The organism is Bifidobacterium biavatii DSM 23969, assembly GCF_000741165.1.
Classification (GTDB): domain Bacteria; phylum Actinomycetota; class Actinomycetes; order Actinomycetales; family Bifidobacteriaceae; genus Bifidobacterium; species Bifidobacterium biavatii.
On record NZ_JGYN01000026.1, the window covers coordinates 1 to 21387 of the forward strand.

Genomic DNA, 21387 nt, shown 5'->3' on the forward strand with positions numbered 1-21387 from the left:
AATCGTTTGACGTAACACTTTTCCGATATTTGTCTCAGAAAACAGACGCCATTCTTGGCGTTTCACGGCATCAAGCCGGTAGAATAATCCACGGAGACGGACGGACAAGGGCGTACCTCCGGCTCCGCTTACTACGTAGTCAACGCCCGCTTCCTCCCCCCGAACGGGGTCTTCCACCCTTCGCCGCGCATGACGGCATCAATACACCCGTCATATCGGAATCGCGCTGCGCGCGATGCTGTGCTGTTGGCGGCCTTCGGCCGCGACGCTCCCCCACCCGGCTCCGCCGGGAGCCCCCTCAGCCGAGGGGGCCGAGAGCTACCACCAGCATTGCGAGGCGTTGAAACCACGCCAGAGCGTCAGCCATTATTGCTCACTCTTCGCTTACAAACACCTCCGGCGTCTGCTTTTCACAGCTCACCCCAGCCAAGAAGCCTCTACCAGACACATCAAAGCACCAGCTCTATAACCGCAAAGCCTTCTGAAGCTGGCGGCAGCTCTCGGCTCCCTCGGCTGAGGGAGCTGGCACGGCGTAGCCGTGACTGAGGGAGCGTCGCGGCGCTACGCGCCGCCAACAACACAGCATCGCGCGACAGCGCGATTCCAATACAAGCAGTGCCATCACCAACAACAAAAGTGGGAGCCCCCACAAGTGAAGCCCCCACTCAATGGTTATTGACGGTCAGCGGCACGCTACTTCAGGCTCTGCCAAGCAACACCCTCCTGACGCCAACCAGCAGCACCAACCTTCTGGTACTCGACCTTACTGGTCGTGTACACATGCTCACCACTATTCGGGTTGTACAGACGATACACATTCACACCGGCAGTGGAATCCACATACCAGGCGACACCCTCGTCCTTCCAACCAAGCTTGACGAGATGGTCGTGCTCGGCCTTGTTCATCGTCCAGTTGTGGTTGCCGTCGCGACGGTTGTACTCACGGTACACCGGCTTGAGATCCTTGTTCGACGCATCCTTAGCGACCGCGTTGAACGACGTGCCCTCGTCACGCCAACCAAGCTTGACCAGATAGTCGCGCTCGGCCTTGCTCGTCGTGTAGTGGTGCAGACCCGAGTTGCGGTTGTACACGCGGTACACGGCAACGGCCTTCACCGCCGGCTTGGACGGCTCACTCGGCTTGCTGGGCTCGGACGGGGTGCTCGGCTCAGACGGCTGACCCGGCTGATCAGGATTCGACGGCTCACTCTTCACCGTCACCGTGCGAGTCACCGTAGCCTGATTACCGGCCTTGTCAGAAACCGTGTACGTCAGCTGGTACTCACCCGGCTTCGCGGTATCCACCGTGCCCTCAACCTTGATGCTCTTCGTCAGATCACCATCAGTCTCATCCTTCGCCGTCACACCAGACAACGGGTCAAACGTGGCGTTCTGGTCGATCGTCACATCGGTAGCGCCCGTGATGACCGGCTTAGTGGTATCCGGCTTCGGCTCAACCTTCGCCTTCACCGTCACCGTGCGAGTCACCGTGGCCGTGTTACCGGCCTTATCGGAGACCGTATAGGTCAGCTTGTACTCACCCGGCTTGGCGATATCGACCGTACCCTCAACCTTGATGCCCTTGGTCAGATCACCATCGGTCTCATCCTGCGCCGTCACACCAGACAACGGGTCAAACTTGGCGTTCTGATCGATGGCCACATCCGCAGCACCAGTGATGACCGGCTTGGTCTTGTCGGTCGGCTTCGGGGTTTCCTTCGCCTCGACGGTCAGATCATTCCACATCATGCCACCCGGATACGTGACCACCAGATAATAATCACCCGCAGTCATCGACGCCGGAACCGGCACCGTGACCGTACCATCCGGCGCAACCGTGGTCTTATCCGACAACGTCACACGACCAGACGCCACCGCACGAACACGAGCACGCGCAAGCGCATACGATGCGGCCGCAGACGACTTCCGCTGCGCATACACGCCAGCCGACTGACCAGCATGATCCTTGCCCACAGTAAGCGTCATCTGGTCGCCCGGATGAACCGCTGCAGACGACGTCAGCTGAGGATTCTTCGTATCCTGCGTGAACTCGCTATCCTTGGCAGGCACCACGTTCACCACACGAGACCAACGCACCTTATGACCAACCTTGTCGGACACCGTGTAGTTCAACTCATACAAGCCAGGCTTCGTCGTATCCACCTTGCCATCAATGGCCATGCTCTTGGTCAGATCACCATCAGTCTCATCCGACGCGGTCACACCAGAGAGCGGATCAAACGACGTGGCATTCAAACTCACCGACGTATCATCAGCACCCGAAATCGTAGGAGGCGTATTGTCCTTAATCTCAAATGAATCCCACATGACCTTCGACGGATCAGACAACGGAACCACCACAACACGATTCTCACCAACACGGAAAGAATCATCACTAGCCGTGTTATGACCTTGAGTCGCCCCATCCTGACCAACACGAAGTATAAACGAATGACGGTATACGCCGTTACGCGGGATGCTATAGAATGCCACTTGCGTGTTGGCGTACGCCTTACCCGGATGCAAAACGAAAGACACCCAAAGCCTGCCTTCATTCTCATTATTCTCATTCGGAGAAGATTCGAGCTTGGTTTCGACCAGACCATCCACCTTGTTCTCTGCGGTCAACTTGCTCTCAGGCACCGACGGCATCACCACTTCCACCGTCCGACGAGCGGTCGCGACATAACCTTGCGCGTCGGTCACACGATAATCAACCGTATACTTGCCCAGCTTCGACGTATCCACATTGCCCGACGCTTCAATCTTCGACGTCAAATCATTACCAGCAGCATCCGTCGCAGTAATCCCCTGCTGCAACGGATCAAACCGGGAACCCAACTCAGCCGTGAACGAGGCAGTGGGGGCCAGTTCCCAGCCGCTGAACTTCGGCGACTGCGGGGCATTCACCTTCGCATCAGCAGGCTTGCGCAAATCAATAACCGCAACACCATCATTACCACTTTCCCAGCTGTCGGAGATCTTCAGCGAGGTGACCGACTGGTCGGCGAACGCCTTGGCAAGCAGATCATCCAAAGCCTGCTCATTACCAGCAGCCTTCTCCTTCAGCGTGAACGTCGCCACACCAGACGCAGGAATACGCAACGGAACCAACGACACCGCATTTTCCCAATCACACGACGCAGCCGAGCACATCGTCACATACAACGAACGGCTGAAATACCGTGGATCAGAAAGCGTCTTCCAATCCGCAGGATACGCGCGCAAACTCAGATTCTTCACCGCATCAGCAGTCTCAGCCGTATACGACAACGCAACCGGAGAATACCAACCATTGGGCAGAGACCACTGGGCGTACAGTTTTCCGTCTGCGGGATACTTCACCCCGCCATCCGTGGTCTTCGGCAAACCATTGGTCAGGTATTCCTTCCATTGATGATGGATTGCATACTTTTCCATGAAGTCGTACCAGTCACCAGTACCGTCAGCCTTCGAATTCCAACCATAAAAAGGCCGGTACTGACCATTGACCATCGTATTGCTTGGAATCAGATTCTTATCCCGTGATTGCAGGTCCGGCGTCCAATCATCCCCATTACGCGCACCCTTGACCACAGGGTTCGCATCCAAGCCATTCGGCGTATGACCATCCCAATTCCAGTCAAGCACGACATCACCGGTCGACTCGTCGGCAGCATACGCGGGAGAGGCCACGAGCGCGCCCGTCAGCAGCATCGCCAACGCGCACACGAATCCGACCACTCTCCCCAGTATTCCAGCATGAAGATAACGCACTCCCATGAGCGCCTCCCTAATCCCTCTAGAAACCCTAGAAAATCCTTCGCAAGACACGTCACCACAGGCCCGCGCCTCATGAAACAACGCTAATGAGGGGGGGGGGACTCTATCCAGGCGAGTTCGAACACGCCCAATCATCCGTTCAGTGCGTCATCGCACTGCCGTCAAGATCTTCACACTTGGCATATACGCACTCGACCGCTACGTGACCAAGTGGCGATTCCCAACATCAGGCATCATGTTCCGCAGCATACTGCAAGCGCTCGCCGGCGTTCATGTCGGGTTCAAGGTTGCAGGCGTGACACCCAACGAGTGAGCACCACGCCCTTAATGACCGCTACACGAGCAGCCGTAGCAGCTGATAGAGCTGCCAGACGTTGCACACGTTGAATGGTGTGCCGTCCACCGTGGCCGTCGCTTCGTGATCGCCTATGTGGACGATCACGGTACGTCCGTTCACGGTTAGCGTGCCGTGCATCGTGATATGATTCATCTTGCAACCTTTGTTGATTAAGGGCGCAAGCCGGTAATCAACACGAAGGCCCGATGCTGCAAACGTCGGGCCTTTTCTTATACCGGGCTTACACCCAGTATCGGGGCTATAGGTCCAGTATCGGCCCGTCATATCAACGGGAACGCCGCATGGTACGGCGTTGCCCACGACTGTATCAGAACGCATCATGATCAAGTGGCGATTCCGGGCATCAGGCGCGCTGCCCCACAGCAAACAGGTCGTCGAGGTCAAGGAGCCTTACGTCGGATTGTTCGGCGGAAGCTGCGTCGATCAACGGTTTGGTGAATCCGCCGAGCGAAAACAGGTAATACTGTCGGTCTGGCACGCCGATGTGTGCGGCGCGGTCGCGCAGCAGATTCAGCATCGGCACATCCATCGGCGTGTTACGGAACTTGCATTCGCCGACAATGGCGCGATCTCCGGAATCGGCGACGGCCATCACGTCGATCTCACGGGTGCGATCCCACCATCGTCCGACGGTTCTCGCACGGAACGGAAGACGCCCGTTGATGCTTTCGCGCCACATCCATTCACGGCACATTCCCTCGAACGGCAAACCGGCGAAATCATGGAGCGTTGGACGAACGCAACGCTCGTACACGTCATTGACGTCACCGCGCTCCAATTCCGAACGGTAGGGGAAGACGAACATGTACCAGAAGCGGAAGAAGTTGTCGATCAACCGGTACAGTCCCCTCGCGCCTTTCGCGTGTTCCTTGATCTTGGCGCTGGCGGGGAACTCCCGTTCCACGATGCCAAGCTCCATCAGATTCGACAGGTATGCCGCAACGGTCGCGCCGGGCATCATCGTGTGGGTGGCTATCTCGTTGAGGGAGGTTCCTCCCAAGGCGATCGCGCGAATGATGCTGTTGTATTTGGCGGTTTCCCGCAGCTCCTCGTGCAGCAGGAACTCCACCTCGCTGTACAACGGGGCGATGCGGCGCAGGATTCTGCGCTTGATGTTGGCCTCAAGGCTTTCTTCGGGGTCGAACTCCTCAAGATAACGGGGAACGCCGCCAAGGATCGCATACGCCAAGGCCTTGTCCTCGACGCTGTAGTCGGGGAAGAATTTCACTGCGTCCCAGTATGGCAGCGGGGTCATTTTGAGGATCCCGGTCGCACGGCCGTACAATGGCGACTTCTCCGACAGCAGCTCCTTCTCGATGAAGCTCATTGAACTGCCGCAGATTACGATCATGAGATTCGCGTGACGCAGCGTGTGATCCCATAAATTCTGCAATACCGACGGCAGCGACGGGTCCGATTTGGCCAGATATGGAAACTCGTCGAATATCACCAATCTGCGGCCGCCGTCCGACGGTTCGGGCAGCCGCGCAAGTTCAGACAAGGCGGCTTCCCACGTCGGATACTGACTCAGATACTCCCGTCCCGGAGCACCGGCATCGAACATAAGGCGCGAAAACGAGGCGAGCTGATCCTCCTTCGTGGCGTTCTGCGCAGCAAAGAACAAAGTATCCTTGCCCTTCGCGAATTGCGTCAGCGTTTCGGTTTTGCCCACGCGTCTGCGCCCGTAGACGAACACCAGCTGCGCTCGTTTTTCGCGGAAACAGTCCTCGAGCAGTTCCAGATCGTCGCGTCGTCCTATGAATGCCATGACGCCATGCTACCACAAACACAGCTCTTATTGAATCAAGATTAAATTAAGCAAGATACAATGAATCGTGATACGATTCATCTTGTACCCTTTAGGGTAAGGGCGTAAGCCGATAACCCAGTAAGGCCCGATGTTCGCAGCGTCGGGCCTTTTCTCATACCGGGCTACACCCAGTATCGGCCCGTCATATCAACGGGAACGCCGCATGGTACGGCGTCGCCCACGACTGTATCAGAACGTTCGAATACATGAATCGTTCTCGGCATGAAAAAAGGGTTTTACGATCACCCGTAAAACCCTTGTCCGCGGAGTCAGAGGGATTCGAACCCTCGAGCCGCGAAAAGCGACTAACACCTTAGCAGGGTGCCCCTATCGGCCACTCAGGCATGACTCCACTGTTTTGCCGCATAACGGCGCAACAGCATGTAACTGTATCACCCACCGTCGGACAACACAACAGGCGACACGGCGATCGCCGCAAACAACACGAATTCACATCAGGTCTCACGCCGCGCGCAACATCACACGTTGCACGCGACATCACACATCGCATCGCATGGCACAACCGCAACCGCACGCATCGCCACCAGCCGACACGCGCTGCTACCGAGCCGGCGCCTGATCGCCGGAGAACGTGACGATCACAGCGACGATCACCAACGCCACGCCGACGCACTCCCAAACCGTCGGGATTTCGCCGAACGCAAGTCCGATGCCGACCGCGACAGCCGGGTTAATCGACTGCATGACGGAAAACGCGCCGGACGTAGTGCGTCGCATGACGATCTGGTCGGTCATGTACGGGATGAACGACGCGAACGTGGCGATGAGCAGCAGCAGGCCGAGCAGTTTCCACGCGCCGCCGGGCGCGGCTGCCCACGTCGCGCTCGCCTTGGGATGGATGACGTGTTCGATCGCGCCGGGGCCGAGGAATAGCGTCTGCGCGATCCAGCCGATGCCGATCGCGACGCTCAGATTGTCGAGCGAGTTGCCACGCGAGGCGATCTGCCGGCCGAGCACGATGTACACGCCCCACATCGATCCGCCGATCAGCACGGCGATCAGGCCGATCAGAAAATGGCTGCCGTTCGCGCCGGCGAGCGACACGCCGGCCAGCAGCACGACGCCGCATGCAGCGATGACGATGCCAAGCCGTTCGCGCCAGCTGCGTCCGGTGATCACGGCCACGCTCAGCGGTCCGATGAATTCGATCGCCACGGCGATGCCCATGTCCATGTTGCTGATCGCCACGTAGAACATGGTGTTCATGAGCGCGACGGCGAGTCCGCAGCCGGCCACGATAGCCCATCCGCGTGCGTCGTGCGGTAGGACGGCGCGTTTCGCGGCGCGCCACGGGCGACGCCACGCGAGCAGCATGAGCGTCATGAATCCGACGCGGAACCACACGGCATACAGCGGGTCGAGCTGCGTGAACGCGACTTTGGCGATGGCGGTGGCGAGGTAGATCATCACGGCTTCGCCCATGACAACAACGAACACGGGCACCCGGTTGAGCAGGTCAAGGATTGCTTTCTTCACAGCATTCCAGCCTACTCGGCGCCGAGTGGACAGCGTGTGGCAGGCAGCGTTTTGGCGTGGACGCCGCGACACGCGAATCGAACGTTTGTTCTAAGTATCCGGTATGGTGGTGGCATGAGCACTGCACCGAGGCTGGCCGCCGCCAAGCGAGATTGGGGGCACGACGAGACCGGATGCACGGTGCTGCACATCGACATGGACGCGTTCTACGCCTCGCTCGAAGTGGCGCGCCATCCGGAGCTCAAGGGACTGCCGGTCATCATCGGCACGGGACCGCGTTCGGTGGTGTCGGCGGCGAGTTACGAGGCGCGCCTGTATGGCATCAATTCGGCCATGCCGTCGGCCCGCGCACGCCAGTTGTGCCCGAACGGCGTGTTTCTGCCGGTGGACATGACGTACTACCGCATGATGTCGCGGCGGATTTTCCGCGAGGTGTTCTCGCAGGTCACCGACCGCATCGAGCAGGTGTCGGTGGACGAATGCTATATGGACGTGTCCGCCGCGCTGCTGCAGTGGGAGCGGCCGAGCGCGATCGGCGCGTGGATGCGCCGTGAAGTCGCGTCGCGCTATCACGTCACGTGTTCGGTGGGGATCGCCGCGAACAAGTTGGTTGCGAAAATGGCGTCCACAAACGCGAAGCCGGACGGCATGCTGCTGATTCCCGTGGCCCGGCACGCCGAATTTGTGCAGATGATGCCGTTGCGTGGCATTCCCGGCATCGGTCCGGCGTTGGAGAAGCGCTTGGTCGCGTGGGGAGTTAATTCGGTGGCCGATCTGGCCGCGATGAGCGAGGATGCGCTGGTGCGCGCGTGCGGCGGGTCGACGACGCTTGCGCACGGATTGTATTTGGCCGCGCGCGGATTGGACGAACGCGTCGTCGCGCCGCGCGCGCCGGAGAAGTCGGTTGGTGCGGAACGCACGTTTGAGGAGGATACGCGCGACATGCGCCGCGTGTGCGGTCTGCTGCGATGGGCGTGCGACGACGTGGCGTCCACGCTGCGACGGCGCGGTCTGCTGGCGCGCACGGTGACGGTCAAGTTGCGGTTCGCCGATCTGACGTATATGACGAAGGCGCATACAATGGAACGCCCGGTGGATACGGCGAGCGCACTGTACCCGCAGTGCGTGGCATTGTTGCGCGCGATGCTGGGGGTTGCGCCGTCGGCCGGCGAGGATATTTCGCTGCCGCGCGAGATTCGTCTTGCCGGCATGAGCGCGAGCGGGCTCGTGGAGGCCGCCGGCGCGGTGATCCAGCCCACGCTCGACGACCTGCTTGAGGAGACGGACGCGGAAGCCAACGTAATGCCCACTCCCACCAAGGCGAACCGCCTGCGCGAGGCTGAGCAGGCGCTCGACGCCGTGCGCCGAAAATACGGCGCCAAAGCCGCCACCCTCGGCTTATAACGGTTTTTCGCATTTTGGCGCGTGTACAACGTCTGTTGTATCGGAATCGCGCTGTCGCGCGATGCTGTTTGTTGGCGGCGCGTAGCGCCGCGACGCTCCCTCAGTCACGCTTCGCGTGCCAGCTCCCTCAGCCGAGGGAGCCGAGAGCTACCGCCAGCATCAGAGCGCGTTGAACCACGTTAGAACGACAGCGATTGATGCCCGCTGGACACACAGCATCGCGCGACAGCGCGATTCCGTTTTTCAGCGCGCGAGCCGCTCCGCGGCGTCGGCGATGGCTTGATCGGAGGCGGTGGCGGAGAAGCGCAGGTATTCGGGGGCTCCGTAGAATTCGCCCGGGCTGGCGATGATGCCGATTTCGGCGAGCGTGGCCATGTCCTGCCAGCAGTCGCCGGACTTGGTGCGCACCCACACGTACAGCGCGCCGTCGGGCATATTCGTGGCGTATCCGTAGGCGCGCAGGGCGCTTACGAGCGTGCCGAGCCGGTCGCGGTAGCGGTCGTGCTGCGTGCGCACGGCTGCATGGTCGCGCAGTCCGGCGGCCATCGCGGCCTGCACGGGACCGGGAATGATCTGGCCGATCTGCTTGCGGTATTCGATCATCGGCGTGACGAGCGCGGCGTCGCCTGCGATGAACGCAGTACGATAGCCGGCCATGTTGCTCTGCTTGCTCAGCGAATACAGGACGAGCACGCCGTCGGCCGTACCGCCGCACACGTCAGCTGCAAGCGCGCAGGGCGCCGGCGCAAGACCCGCCGTCACAGTTCCGCCCGTCACGTCGGAATCAGCAGCAGCACTCCCCCACGTCATCAGCGCGTAGCATTCGTCGGACAGCACCACCGCGCCGATCTCGCGCGCGGCCGCAACGATCGCGACCATCTGCGCGGCGGTCAGCATGTCGCCGGTCGGATTGCACGGCGAGTTGACCCAAATCGCGCGCACGCCAGGCACGTTGCGCCACGAATCCACGTCGGCGACGTCCGCAACCTTGAGCGTGCGCGCGCCGGCCAGCTGAGTGCCGATCTCGTACGTCGGATACGAAACGGCCGGCTGGACGATCACGTCGCCCTCGCCGAAGTGCAGCAGCGACGCCATGAGCGCGACGGCCTCCTTCGAACCGACGGTCGGCACGACGGCCGCGCCGATCGCGGCCAAATCGACGTTGCGGCAGTCGTGGAACCAGTCGGCGATCGCCGCGCGCAGGTCGGCGGTGCCGATCGTCGCCGGATATCCGTACGCGTTCGGATCGTTCGACGACTCGGCCAGCGCAGCGCGCACCGAGTCGGGCACCGGGTCGACGGGCGAGCCGACGGACAGGTCGATCATGCCGCCGAACGCGGCCTTCGCCGTGCGCTTGTAGCCGGCGATGCGCGACCAGTCATACGGCGACTCGAACGTGTGAAAACCCATGATGTACCCCTTGGTTGGCGCGACGGACACCGCAATGACGGCGGCGAGCGGAACGCGATGCGGAACGTGCTATGAACATGATATGGAAAAGGCCGCCGCACATGGCGACGGCCGATTCACCGAACAGTCAGTCGAAGATCAACGGAACGCGCGGACTGACAGATCATCCTGACAGATCATCCTGACGAATCAATCACGCTCGCGCCCGCGCAACCTCACTGGTTCTGCGGCGGCAGCGCGGCGACCTGCGCCGGATCCTTGCCGATCGGGCCGTGCGCGGAGGCACCACCGAAATCGCCGACCTCGGCGAAGAAGTCGATGGCGGCGTCCTTGTACCAGGCCCACTCCTCGGGCAGGTCGTCCTCGTAGAAGATGGCCTCGGTCGGGCACACGGGCTCGCACGCGCCGCAGTCCACGCACTCGTTCGGGTTGATGTACAGCGAGCGGGAGCCCTCGTAGATGCAATCGACCGGGCACTCGTCCACGCAGGCCTTGTCCTTGACATCCACGCAAGGCTGAGCGACAACGTATGGCATGGTGTTCTCCTTACTTTGAGCTCATTCAAGCCTAGTCCACAGTTCGGACGCGTGCCGCAGTCCCGTCGCCGGAGCACGTGCCACGACCGGAGCGCGCCGGTCGCAATCGAAGCTCGTCACGACCAGAGCGCGCCACAACCAAAACTCAGGTCACGACCGGAGCGCGCCGCCGGCCTTGGCCAGCTCGTCGTCCAGCTCCTTGTCGAGCTCGCCGGTGCCGAGGCGCGCGTGGCGGTAGCTATAGCCGAAGTACACGCAGAAGCCGATGACGAGCCACACGAGGAATCGGACCCACGTGAGCACCGACAGGTTGAGCATGAGCCACAGGTTGGCGAGCGCGATCAGGATCGGCACCCACGGGTTGCCAGGCATCTTGAACGCGCGCGGCAGTTCCGGGCGCTTCTTGCGCATGATCGGCACGGACAGCGCGACGAGCGTGAACGCGGACAGCGTGCCGATGTTCACCATGTCGGAGAGCACACCGATGTCGAACAGCGCGGCGACGAGCGCGACCACGACGCCCACGCAGATCTGCAGCGCGGCGGGCGTGCCGTGCTTGCCGGTCTTGGACAGTCCGCGCGGCAGCAGGCCGTCGCGGCTCATCGCGAACACGACGCGCGTCAGGCCGAGCAGCAGCACCATGACCACGGTCGCGAGTCCCAGCACGATGCCGAAGCTGATGATCTTCGCGGCCCAGTTCGCGCCGACGAGCTCGAACGCGGTGGCCAGCGACGGGCTGTCCTGCGCGGCGAGGTCCTTGTACGAGACCATGCCGGTGGTCACGATCGCGACGAGCATGTACATGATGATGATGAGCGCCATGCCCACGCCGATGCCGAGCGGCACGTTCTTCTTCGGGTTGATGGTTTCCTCGGACGCGGTGGCGACCACGTCGAAGCCGATGAACGCGAAGAACACGAGCGCCGCGCCCGATAGGATGCCCGGCACGCCGTAGATGGAGGGAGTCATGCCGGTGAGGAACTGCCACAGCGGCTGGGTCATTTCGCCGGCGACCATAGAGCCGGAAACGGCGGACGCGGGCTCGCTCGGCGGGATGAACGGCGTGAAGTTGGACGCCTTGACGTAGAAGAAGCCGACGATGACGACGAAGAAGACGATCGCGATCTTGAGCACGGTCATCGCACCGTCGACGCGGGCGCCGATTTTGGTGCCGAAGACGAGCAGCGTGGTGAAGAACGCGACGATGATGATCGGCGCGATGTCGATGTGGAACGAGCCGAACGTGAGGTTCGTGTTCGCGTTCCAGCCCATGAGCCGCATGAAGTCGTTGAGGTACACGCCCCAGTATTTGGAGATGACCGAGCCGGCCATGAGCATTTCGAGGATGAGGTCCCAGCCGATCACCCAGGCCATGATCTCGCCGACCGTGGTGTAGGTGAACGTGTACGCGGAGCCGGCGACCGGGATCATGGACGCGAATTCCGCGTAGCACATGACGGCCGCGCCGCACACGATGCCGGCGATCAGGAAGCTGATGATGACGGCCGGGCCGGCGTGGAACGCGGCAGCCTGCGCGCCGACCGAGAAGATGCCGGCGCCGACCGCGACAGCAACGCCCATGATGGACAGATCCCACCATGTGAGATTGCGTTTGAGCGAGCGGCCCGCTTCGCCGGTTTCGGCGATGGTCTGCTCGACTGATTTTGTGCGGAATATGTGCATGGACATACGTTTCGCCTCTTCTCTGTCGGCGTCGTTTCGACTGATGGTCGTGTAATTATCAACAGTCGAGCATAAGCGAAACGTGTTACATCGCGCAAGGGGCCGTTTCGGCGGGTTTGCACCGGTTCGAGACGCCCGTTCCCGAACCGGTCAGGCTCATCGCAGGTCGAGGCCCACCACGACCGGTTCGGGCACGAGCCGCACGCCGAACGCGGCCTCGACACCGTCCTGCACGACGCGCGCAAGGGCCGCGATATCGGCGGCGGTCGCATTGCCGCGATTGGTCAGCGCGAGCGTGTGCAGCGTGGACAGGCCGGCGGACGCGTCGTCCGCGATCCTGTAGCCCTTGTGGAAGCCGGCGTGGTCGATGAGCCACGCGGCGGACGTCTTGACGCCTGGTTCGCCGTTCGGCAGCGTCGCGTCGAAGCGCGGCGCGTCTTCGGGGAGTGCGGCCGCCGCCTCGGGCGTCAGGATCGGGTTCATGAAGAAACTGCCGCAGCTGTGGCGGTTGTAGTCAGGCATGGATTCCTGCGCACGCCGTGCGATCGCCAGCTGATCGTCACGCTTAGTACCGGCCATCGCCGGATTCGCGTACCTGCCGGCGTCCTCGAGCATGCCTTTGGCCGCGCGAACCTTGAGCACCGCGTCGCGGATCGCCTTGGTCGCCATGCGGTCGCCGACCTCGACGCCGAGCGCCTTGGCGAGCTGCCCGTAGCCGACCGTGCCGGTCGCGCTGTGCCTGAGCGCGAACGTGACCGACAGCACGATGTAACGCGGCGACGGGAAGAATTCGGCCGCCGGTGTGGCCGGAGCCGCGTACATGCTCTCCTTGAGCCGGCTCATGCGATACCCGAAGCCCATGTCCGTGGCCGGAATGTCCAGCGTTTTCTTGTCGCGGCGATCCCAGACCTCCACGGATTCGACCGTGGTGGCGACCTCCTGCCCGTACGCGCCGATGTTCTGCACGACCGACGCGCCGACCGTGCCGGGAATGCCTGACAGGCCCTCGACGCCCTCGAGGCCGAGTTCGACGGTGAACGCGACGAAATCGTCCCAGTTGCAGCCGGCTTCCGCGTTGACGTGGACGATGCGCTCGCCGTTTTCGACCGGGGCGGCCTCGTCCGGCACGGTGATGCGACGGCGCGCGTCGCGCACGACCACGCCGTCGAACGGCGCGTCGGCGACGAGCATGTTGGAGCCGCCGCCGATGACGCATAGCGGCAGATGCTTGGAATCCGCGTCTTCGACGGCTTCGATGACGCCGACGCGCGAGGTCGGTTCGATGAATCGGGCGATCGGCCCGCCCACGCCGATGGTGGTGATGTCCGCAAAAGAAGTCATGTGTGTCAGCATAAACAAAAAACCCGACCGTGTAGGTCGGGTTTGAAAGCTTGGTGTTGAACCGGCTCAGCGGGTCTCGCGGTGCACGGTCTGCTTGCCGCAGCGCGGGCAGAACTTCTTCAGCTCAAGACGATCCGGCGTGTTACGACGGTTCTTGGTCGTGATGTAGTTACGCTCCTTGCACTCGGTGCATGCCAGCGTGATGCCCGGACGGATGTCGGCGCTCTTGCTTGCCATTTGGTTCACCTCTTGTGTTCGTTGTCCATCGGCTGTTCCGCCGACATTTGTAGCGAGAAAGAGACTCGAACTCTTGACCTTACGATTATGAGTCGTACGCTCTAGCCAGCTGAGCTATCCCGCCAGAGAGCCCCGAGTGAGAATTGGACTCACGACCTCTTCCTTACCAAGGAAGTGCTCTACCACTGAGCTATCGGGGCGTGGCGGATAGTGGATTCGAACCACTGAAGCACGAGGCGACTGATTTACAGTCAGTTCCCTTTGACCGCTTGGGAAATCCGCCATGTCATCTCTGCGACCTAGGTCGTTTTTGACAACTCGACTAATATGCCATAGGTCTGCGACAAGCGCAAATCGGAGGCGCTTACGGCGTGTTGCGTTGGAATTCCAACGTTTTGTGGCTCACTGCCGCAGCATCTCCGGAAAACCGGTCCTGGAATTTTGCGGCCGATACGCGTTCCTCGGCTCGCTCGGCTCGTGACGCCGCCTTCCTCCCACGCGCACAGCCCCGCTTGGGCAGGATCTCCCTCGGCAAGGCCGGACCGCCACCGGCGTTCGGGTTATCTGCGGCGCAGGAAGGATGCAGGGAACAGGAATCGGTGCAGACGCCGCGGCCAGGATTCCGTGCGGCATGTCTCGCGGATCGCGGCAAGGCCGTTGGCCACGGAAGCATACGGTCCGCATTCCGAGGATGGTTCGCCCGCAACACCGGAAGCGGCTGCGCCCGCAGCTCCGGTGCCGTCGGCGAACAGCAACGCATCAACGTGCCGCGCGTAGTCGACCGCGCCGCCGTCCGGCGCGTCGGAGCCGAGCGCGCCGCCAAAGCGTTCGGCGATCAGCGCACCGATCGTGCGGTCCGTATCGCTGTCAGACCATCGCAGGCCGGCATCCCACGCGCTGTCGCACAATTCGGCCCAACCGGCCAGCCATCCGCGCCGGCTACCGCTGCGACGCACGGTCGCGAGTCGTCTCATGCGCCGCAATCGTCGCGCCAGCGCGGGCAGCAACGATATGGCCAGTAGCACGCACAGCACGATCGCCGTCCAGATCGCCGCCGCCATCCACGGCGAGGCATCTTCGGGCACGATGCGGCGCGTCGTCTTGCCGGCCGTCGCGTCGGCCGCGGTGTCGTCGGTGGTCTCGTCGGAAGTCCCGTCTTCGGTGGTCGCTCCGTCGGTGGTCTCGTTCGCGTTGCCGGACTTGTCTCCGAGGTCCACCGTCGGCGTGTCGTCGGTCGACGATCCGGTGGACGAGGACGAGCCGGACGTGTCGGTCGAATCGGACGCGCTGCCGTTTTCGGTGGTGGCAGGCGTCACGTCGAACGGCACCCAGCCGATGTCGTCGATATACGCTTCAGTCCAGGCGTGCAGCTGTTTGGCGGCGACCACGTACGTTCCGCCGATCGAGTCGCCGACGCCGCGGTTGTAGCCGAGCACGACGCGCGTGGGCACACCCATCGCACGGCCGAGCACGGCGAGTGTGGTCGCATAGTGCGTGCAGTAGCCGGAACGTTCCTTGAGGAAGTCGTTGATGACGTCGAGATTGGACCGGCCGTTGCCGTCGGGCGCGTCGAGCGAGTAAGCGAATCCGTTAGCGCTGTTGGTGAAGTAGTCGACGAGCCATTGCATCGCCGCGACCTGATGGTCGTAGCCTTTGCCGTCGGTGGCGACGCCGTCCGCCTTGGCCTGTTTGACGAGCGCGGTGACGTTGCCTGGCAGGTCGTCGGGTAGGGAGCGGTATCGGGAGGCGGCCCTCGCGTTGAGTTCGTCGATCCGGTCGAAGCTTTTCTGCATGGCGGCGGCCATGTCCTTGTCGTCGGTTTTCTGCCCGTTGAGCGACCATCGCATATCGTAGCCGTGCTTTTCGAACAGGTTGACGGCCACACCGAAGGTGGATGTGCTGCCGCCGATCGTATCCTCGTCGTCTTCCGGCTCGCCGGTCGACGGGTCCACGGTCTGTTCCGCCAGACTGCCGTTGTGCACGCCCAGCAGGGCGCGGTTCTCGTCGTTGTTGTCCACACCCAAAGCGAGCGTCGTCGACTCGTCGTCGTAGCCGACGCTCCGCCGGAACGCGTCGGCCAGGAACATGCCGGCGGAGATGTCCGGTTTGGGATTGCCGACGGACGACATGTACGGGTCGTCGGAATTCCCCGTATAGGATGCGCTGCCGATTTCACTGCCGGACGAGTCCCGCACGGTTCCGTCGGCGTCCATGGTCACCGGGATGAGCAGCCAGCCGTCTTCCAGCGTGGCCACGCCGTCATCCACCATCCGCTGCCATTTGGTTTCGAGCGTTTCCTCGTCGCCTTTCAGCGTCGTCATGGTTTGCTTCAGGCTATCCCGCAGCGATGCGACGGAACTGATGCGCCGGAATTCCGTGGTGGAGGTGATGGGCTGCATACCGATGCCGTATGCGCCGTACTGCATGCCCTGGTCGGTGGACGATTCGCGACTGTAGATGGTCGAACCGGAGCGCATCCAGCCGGACAGGCCGGACACGAAGCTGGTGGCGGCCGGCACGGGCAGGAATCGCGAGCGCAGCGTGGTGATCGTCACGTCGACGTCGATGTAGTACTGCGACATGCTGCGCCGCAGATTCATCGTGTTTTCGCTGCCCAGTGTCACGTTCGGCGCTTCGTAGGAGCCGCCGACGTCGCCGTTGACGACGCTGAGCATGTTCGAGTACAGGTACAGCGGGTCGTTGGTTTGGAACATGTATTCGCTGTCGTCGTCTTCGTCGGCGTTGTGGCCGAGCTGGATGCCTGCACCGTACAGTTCGGCCGATTTGGCGAGCGATTCGTCGTAGCTCCACATGTCGCCGTTAAAGTCGTCGAGCGTGGCCATGCGCAGGTAGGTGCGGTCCGTGGCCTTGTAGGTGAGCACGGTCGACGCCGAGCCGCTGGTGAGCGATCGTTTGAGGTCGACCATGGGGTTGATCGTGTTGGCGGTGAGCAGGCCGGTGGAGTTGCCGAGGGCGATCGGCACGGCGTATGCAAGGTCCAGCGTGGATGGCGTGAGCGAGAACACGAGCGCGGCGACGACGGCCGACGCGGTGACCGGCAGCGCGGGGAACGCGCGTTCGGGCCGCACGGCCCACAGCGAGAGCAGGAACAGCAGCGCGACCGCCACGATGCGCCACAGGTCGGCTTCGCGGCCCATGAACGCGTAGTCGGCGGCGAACGCGACGACCGGCAGCAGCGCGAACGCGGGCGTGGATCGGCGCGCGACGAGCAGCAGCCGCATGACGATGACGATCGCGGCGGCCGCGGCGAGCAGCACGACGTCGCCGTCCGCGTTGACGTTGACTGGCGGCAGCTGCATGTTCAGCGAGGTGAATCCGGCGGCGAACTCGTCGGCGAGATAGCGCCACGGCGTTATGCCGCTGACGGCGTCAGTGGCGTCCTGCGACGTGGCCGCCGCCGGATCGATGACGATTTCGTTGATGCTGTTGCGTTGCAGCGCGTCGCCGTCGAACAGCCACAGTCCGTTGCCGGCGCGGATGCGGAAGACGATGAGCGCCAGCGCGGCAACGGCGACGAGCGCGATGACGGCGAGCGTTCGCGCCGCATAGCGGGCGCGCGACCGGCAGGGAAGGTTCGCTTCGACCGCGACGAGCGCGAGTCCGACGCCAAGGAACCATGACCACCAACCGCCGGCGATGATGCTAGTGAGCGAGAGCACCGAGAACGTGAAGAACACGATCAGTGCCGCGGCAGCGAACGCCCGGCTGGCGATTGCCGCCTTGTCGTCGGCAAGACCGGCGTGATATCCGGCAGTTTGCGTTTCACGCGCTGTTCCACGGGAAATTCCGCGGGATGTTTCACGCGCAGGCGCGCCACGGCCGTCCGTCTCAGGTTCCGCGACCTCCACCACGCGCAGCTGGTCTTGTCCGACGACGCGCCGCAGCGCGGCAGCGAGCGCGCCCTGCGGGTGCGGGGTGAGCAGCCGCACGTTCACCACGCCCTGCTGGCGTGAGACTATTTCGCGCACCCGGGATGCGTACGCGTGTTCGTCGGCGTCATCGTCGACGACCGGCATGGCCGCGGCGAGCAGGCGGGCCACACGGCTCGGCTCGTCGGCCACGCGCACGCCGTCGGTGACGATCAGCCGACGATGCGCGGACGTTGTCTCCAGCAACGGCAATACGTGTTCGATTTGCGCGTCGAGTTGCCCGGCTGTGACGGCCGACACGTCCGCGTCCGGCTTTTCCGCGCCGTTCTGCACGCTCCCCCGCCGTGCGTCCAGTACGACGATCGTGGCGGCCTGCACTTCGCGCCCGGTTTCGCGGGTCATGAGTTCGCCGCGATGCGCGGTGGCCTTCCACGAGATCAATTTCGGCGGGTCCCCGGGCACGTAATCGCGCACACCGCCCGTGTCGTCGCTGTGCGACTGGCCTTGCAGCCGTTGGTCCGTGGCCTGCCGTCCGTTGCCGGCCTTGTCGTCGGCGTCGGGCAGCACGACGAGCTCGTCGCGCTGCGGCAGCACGCGGGAGGCGGAAAACAGGCCGAACGGGTCATGCCACCAGGCGAACAGCGAAACGCAACGGTACAGGCCGCGCGCGGTCGGCCTGTCTCCGGCAAACCGTTCGATGACGCGGCCGTCCTGATCGAGCCGCTCGTATTGCCGCCGTTCATGCACCGACCGCGGCGTCACCCACGACGTCGCGCCGCGGCCGACGGACAGCCATTGCGCGACGACCGTCATCAGCGAGCAGATCCAAACGATCGCCAGCAGCAGCGCGCCGACGACCAGCACGCGGTCGTCGAGCATCAGCGCCAGGAACCAGAACGCGGCATCGCCGGCCAATACGATCGCGCCGGCCACGCTGGGCCGGATCAGCCCGTGCCGGCGCCAGCGCCCCCTGCCGGCCACCGCGCACGGAACGTTGTGCGACGTTTCGCGAGAACGGTTTCGGTGCAGCAGCTTCCCCATCGCAACCCCCACAATCCTGCCGTAGTATGCCAATCCCGGCGCCGACGGCTATGCGCGTCTGCCGGCTCTCGGCGCAGGCACCGAGCCGACGATCTCCCGGATCACGCGGCGCGCACCCTCCATCGACAGCGTGCCGTAACCGGCGTTGTCGAGCACGAGCCGATGCGCGAGCACCGGCACCGCAAGCGACTGCACGTCGTCCGGTACAACGAACGCGCGGCCGGCCGCCAGCGCACGGGCGCGGGCCATGATCGCCAGATGCAGGCTGCCGCGCGGCGAAACACCGTAGCGCACGCCGTCGCGGTCGCGCGTGGCGTCCACCAGCGCGACGATGTAATCGGCGATCTGCGGCGACAACGACACGCTTGCGACCGACTCGCGCAGCGCGCGCATGTCGTCGAGCGAGCATACTTCCTGCAATCCCTCAAGCGGACGCATCACATGCTCGCCGGTGAGCATCGCCGCTTCAGTCCCGGCGCTCGGATAGCCGAAGCTCGTGCAGGCCATAAAACGGTCCAGCTGCGCTTCCGGCAGCGGATACGTGCCCTCCAATTCGATCGGATTCTGCGTGGCGACCACGAAATACGGGTCGGGCAGCTCGTACGTGTTGCCGTCCACGGTGATCTGCCTCTCTCCCATCGCCTCAAGCATGGCCGACTGGGCCTTCGGGTTTGCGCGGTTCACCTCGTCGGCGATGACGATGTTGGTGAACAACGGGCCCGGATGGAAGTCGAACCGGCCGGAGCTTTGCGAGTAGATGCTCACGCCAGTCAGATCGGACGGCAGCAGGTCCGGGGTGAACTGGATGCGGCGCGACTCGCCGCCCATTGCACGGGCGAGCGCGCGCGCCAGCGTCGTCTTGCCCACGCCGGGCACGTCCTCAAGCAGCAGATGGCCGCCGGCCGTGAACGTGCATACAGCCAGTTCGATGACCTCGCGCGGGCACGAGAGCACGGAGTCGAGCGCGCCGACCAGATCGGCGATGATGGTCGCGGGTGATTTCGTCGTTGAAACGTCCTGCATGGCTTCCCCCAGTCGGATAGTTCATACATCTGTTCCAAGAATATCGTTCCCGGCTGGGCAGGCGCGCTGAGGGCGAAATTGGACACAAAAAATCCCGCCCGGCGTGTTGCCGAACGGGATTTGCGAAACGTGCGTCAGGCGACGTACGCCTTGCGACGGTCTCAGCCGAGGATGGCGAGAATGTCGCGAGCGGAGACGATCAGGTAGTCCTCGCCCTCGTAGTGCACCTCGGTGCCGCCGTACTTGGAGTACAGCACCTTGTCGCCGACCTTGACGTCCATCGGGATGCGCTCGCCCTTGTCGTCGCGGCGGCCCGGGCCAACGGCCAGAACTTCGCCCTGCTGCGGCTTCTCCTTGGCGTTGTCCGGGATGTACAGACCGGAAGCGGTCTGCGTCTCGGCCTCGGCCTGCTTGACGATGATCTTGTCCTCCAACGGTGTGAGCTTGATCGACACTGTAGGTCACCTCGTATCTAGAAAAATCCAGTATGTCCGCGCCGGAAGTCCGCCGAAGAGGCTGACGATCACTTCGCGTCGTTCCTTCGCGCTGGTACACATCGTAGCGCGCTTTTTAGCACTCTGCCAACTCGAGTGCTAACGCTGAGAGTGAAACGCCGCGCACAACGAGAAAGCCGGGCCTTTCCCGTAGGAAGGACCCGGCTCGGCAAGTATGGATGACGCCGTGGCGAATAAGCCCGAACGTCAGGCGGAACGGCGGGACAGGATCGCCTCCAGCCCGACGCTGAGCGACTCGGCGGTCGCCTCGGGCGCGTCGACGTCACGGTTGATTTCCGCGGCGTGGAACGCAGCAGTGTCGCTGAGCGGAGCGGTCTGTGCGACGGACTCCGGCTGCTGCGCGGACTGGTCCTCCGCGGTTTCGGCCTGCGACGGCTGGTTGGCTGGCACAGCGTCGGACGCGGCGGCATCGGCAGACGAGTCGACCTGAGCACCGGACTGCGCACCGGACTGCGCATCAGCCTGCGGCTGTGCGTCCTGCTCCACCGGAACGGCCTTGGCGACCTGCTTGGTCGACTTGATCTCCAAGCTTTCCGGCGTCTGCGACTTGAGTTCGATGCCGTTGCGCGGTGCTCCGAGCGAGAACGAGATCAGGTCCGGCGACGACGTCATGTCGACCGCGTCGAGCGCGCGCGACGGACGCACGCTGCTCAGCTCGTTAGTCTCGTCGGATGCTTCATGGGCAACGGAGCCCACCGCCGTTTGTGCACGCGCTTCGTCGAGCGGCCGCACCGGCTGCGCGGCACCGGCCGCAGCCTGACCCGCCGATTGGGCCTGCTGCGCCTCGGCGAGCGCACGCTCCTGCACCATGGCCTGCGCGCGGGCCATATCCCCGGCCGCGGCGACCTGCTCGGCCTGGCGGCGAGCCTCTTCGCGTGCG

13 protein-coding genes, 4 tRNA genes and 1 pseudogene are annotated in these 21387 nt (G+C 63.2%); 1 reads left to right on the plus strand and 17 read right to left on the minus strand.

The window, feature by feature from the left end; translation table 11 throughout:
- Positions 1-693: 693 nt before the first annotated feature.
- From BBIA_RS14940 to BBIA_RS09095, 5 genes are all read right to left on the minus strand, one after another.
- Complete coding sequence (locus BBIA_RS14940) at positions 694-3762, minus strand: immunoglobulin-like domain-containing protein (RefSeq protein WP_033493886.1); 3069 nt, start codon at positions 3760-3762, stop codon at positions 694-696.
- A gap of 334 nt (positions 3763-4096) precedes the next feature.
- Positions 4097-4252: a hypothetical protein gene (locus BBIA_RS14535; RefSeq protein WP_162835002.1), complete on the minus strand. Its 156-nt coding sequence runs from the start codon at positions 4250-4252 to the stop codon at positions 4097-4099.
- A 211-nt stretch (positions 4253-4463) separates the two neighbouring features.
- The gene (locus BBIA_RS09085) at positions 4464-5888 is read right to left on the minus strand and encodes an ATP-binding protein (RefSeq protein ID WP_033493885.1); all 1425 of its coding nucleotides are present in this window, start codon (positions 5886-5888) and stop codon (positions 4464-4466) included.
- A gap of 306 nt (positions 5889-6194) precedes the next feature.
- Positions 6195-6282 (minus strand) — tRNA-Ser (locus BBIA_RS09090).
- 209 nt (positions 6283-6491) lie between these two features.
- Complete coding sequence (locus tag BBIA_RS09095) at positions 6492-7427, minus strand: EamA family transporter (protein ID WP_033493882.1); 936 nt, start codon at positions 7425-7427, stop codon at positions 6492-6494.
- Positions 7428-7541: 114 nt separating this feature from the next.
- Between BBIA_RS09095 and dinB the strand changes: the two genes are divergently transcribed.
- Positions 7542-8831, plus strand: coding sequence for a DNA polymerase IV (dinB, locus tag BBIA_RS09100; RefSeq protein WP_033493881.1), 1290 nt, complete (start codon positions 7542-7544; stop codon positions 8829-8831).
- Between the two features lie 243 nt (positions 8832-9074).
- On the opposite strand, the gene dapC is transcribed toward dinB, so the two are convergent.
- From dapC to BBIA_RS14455, 12 genes and pseudogenes are all read right to left on the minus strand, one after another.
- Entirely contained in the window at positions 9075-10241 is a 1167-nt protein-coding gene (dapC, locus tag BBIA_RS09105; RefSeq protein ID WP_033493879.1) for a succinyldiaminopimelate transaminase, read from the minus strand.
- A 215-nt stretch (positions 10242-10456) separates the two neighbouring features.
- Positions 10457-10777: a ferredoxin gene (gene fdxA, locus BBIA_RS09110; protein WP_033493877.1), complete on the minus strand. Its 321-nt coding sequence runs from the start codon at positions 10775-10777 to the stop codon at positions 10457-10459.
- A gap of 150 nt (positions 10778-10927) precedes the next feature.
- A complete protein-coding gene (locus tag BBIA_RS09115) occupies positions 10928-12460 on the minus strand; it encodes an amino acid permease (RefSeq protein WP_033494027.1) in 1533 nt (510 codons plus the stop codon).
- A 156-nt stretch (positions 12461-12616) separates the two neighbouring features.
- On the minus strand, positions 12617-13801 hold the full coding sequence (locus tag BBIA_RS09120) for a UDP-N-acetylmuramate dehydrogenase (RefSeq protein ID WP_033493875.1): 1185 nt from the start codon (positions 13799-13801) through the stop codon (positions 12617-12619).
- Between the two features lie 66 nt (positions 13802-13867).
- On the minus strand, positions 13868-14038 hold the full coding sequence (gene rpmG, locus BBIA_RS09125; RefSeq protein ID WP_003814458.1) for a 50S ribosomal protein L33: 171 nt from the start codon (positions 14036-14038) through the stop codon (positions 13868-13870).
- A gap of 50 nt (positions 14039-14088) precedes the next feature.
- A tRNA-Met gene (locus BBIA_RS09130) sits at positions 14089-14162 on the minus strand.
- 4 nt (positions 14163-14166) lie between these two features.
- A tRNA-Thr gene (locus tag BBIA_RS09135) sits at positions 14167-14238 on the minus strand.
- A gap of 1 nt (position 14239) precedes the next feature.
- Positions 14240-14321, minus strand: a tRNA-Tyr gene (locus BBIA_RS09140).
- Positions 14322-14598: 277 nt separating this feature from the next.
- Positions 14599-18969 carry a transglutaminaseTgpA domain-containing protein gene (locus BBIA_RS09145; protein ID WP_033493873.1) on the minus strand — a complete coding sequence of 1457 codons (4371 nt, stop codon included), beginning with the start codon at positions 18967-18969 and terminating at the stop codon, positions 14599-14601.
- Between the two features lie 48 nt (positions 18970-19017).
- Positions 19018-19992, minus strand: coding sequence for an AAA family ATPase (locus BBIA_RS09150; protein WP_051923940.1), 975 nt, complete (start codon positions 19990-19992; stop codon positions 19018-19020).
- A 161-nt stretch (positions 19993-20153) separates the two neighbouring features.
- Complete coding sequence (gene groES / locus BBIA_RS09155) at positions 20154-20447, minus strand: co-chaperone GroES (protein ID WP_033493871.1); 294 nt, start codon at positions 20445-20447, stop codon at positions 20154-20156.
- A 246-nt stretch (positions 20448-20693) separates the two neighbouring features.
- Positions 20694-21387, minus strand: a pseudogene (locus tag BBIA_RS14455) (hypothetical protein); the annotation flags it as partial.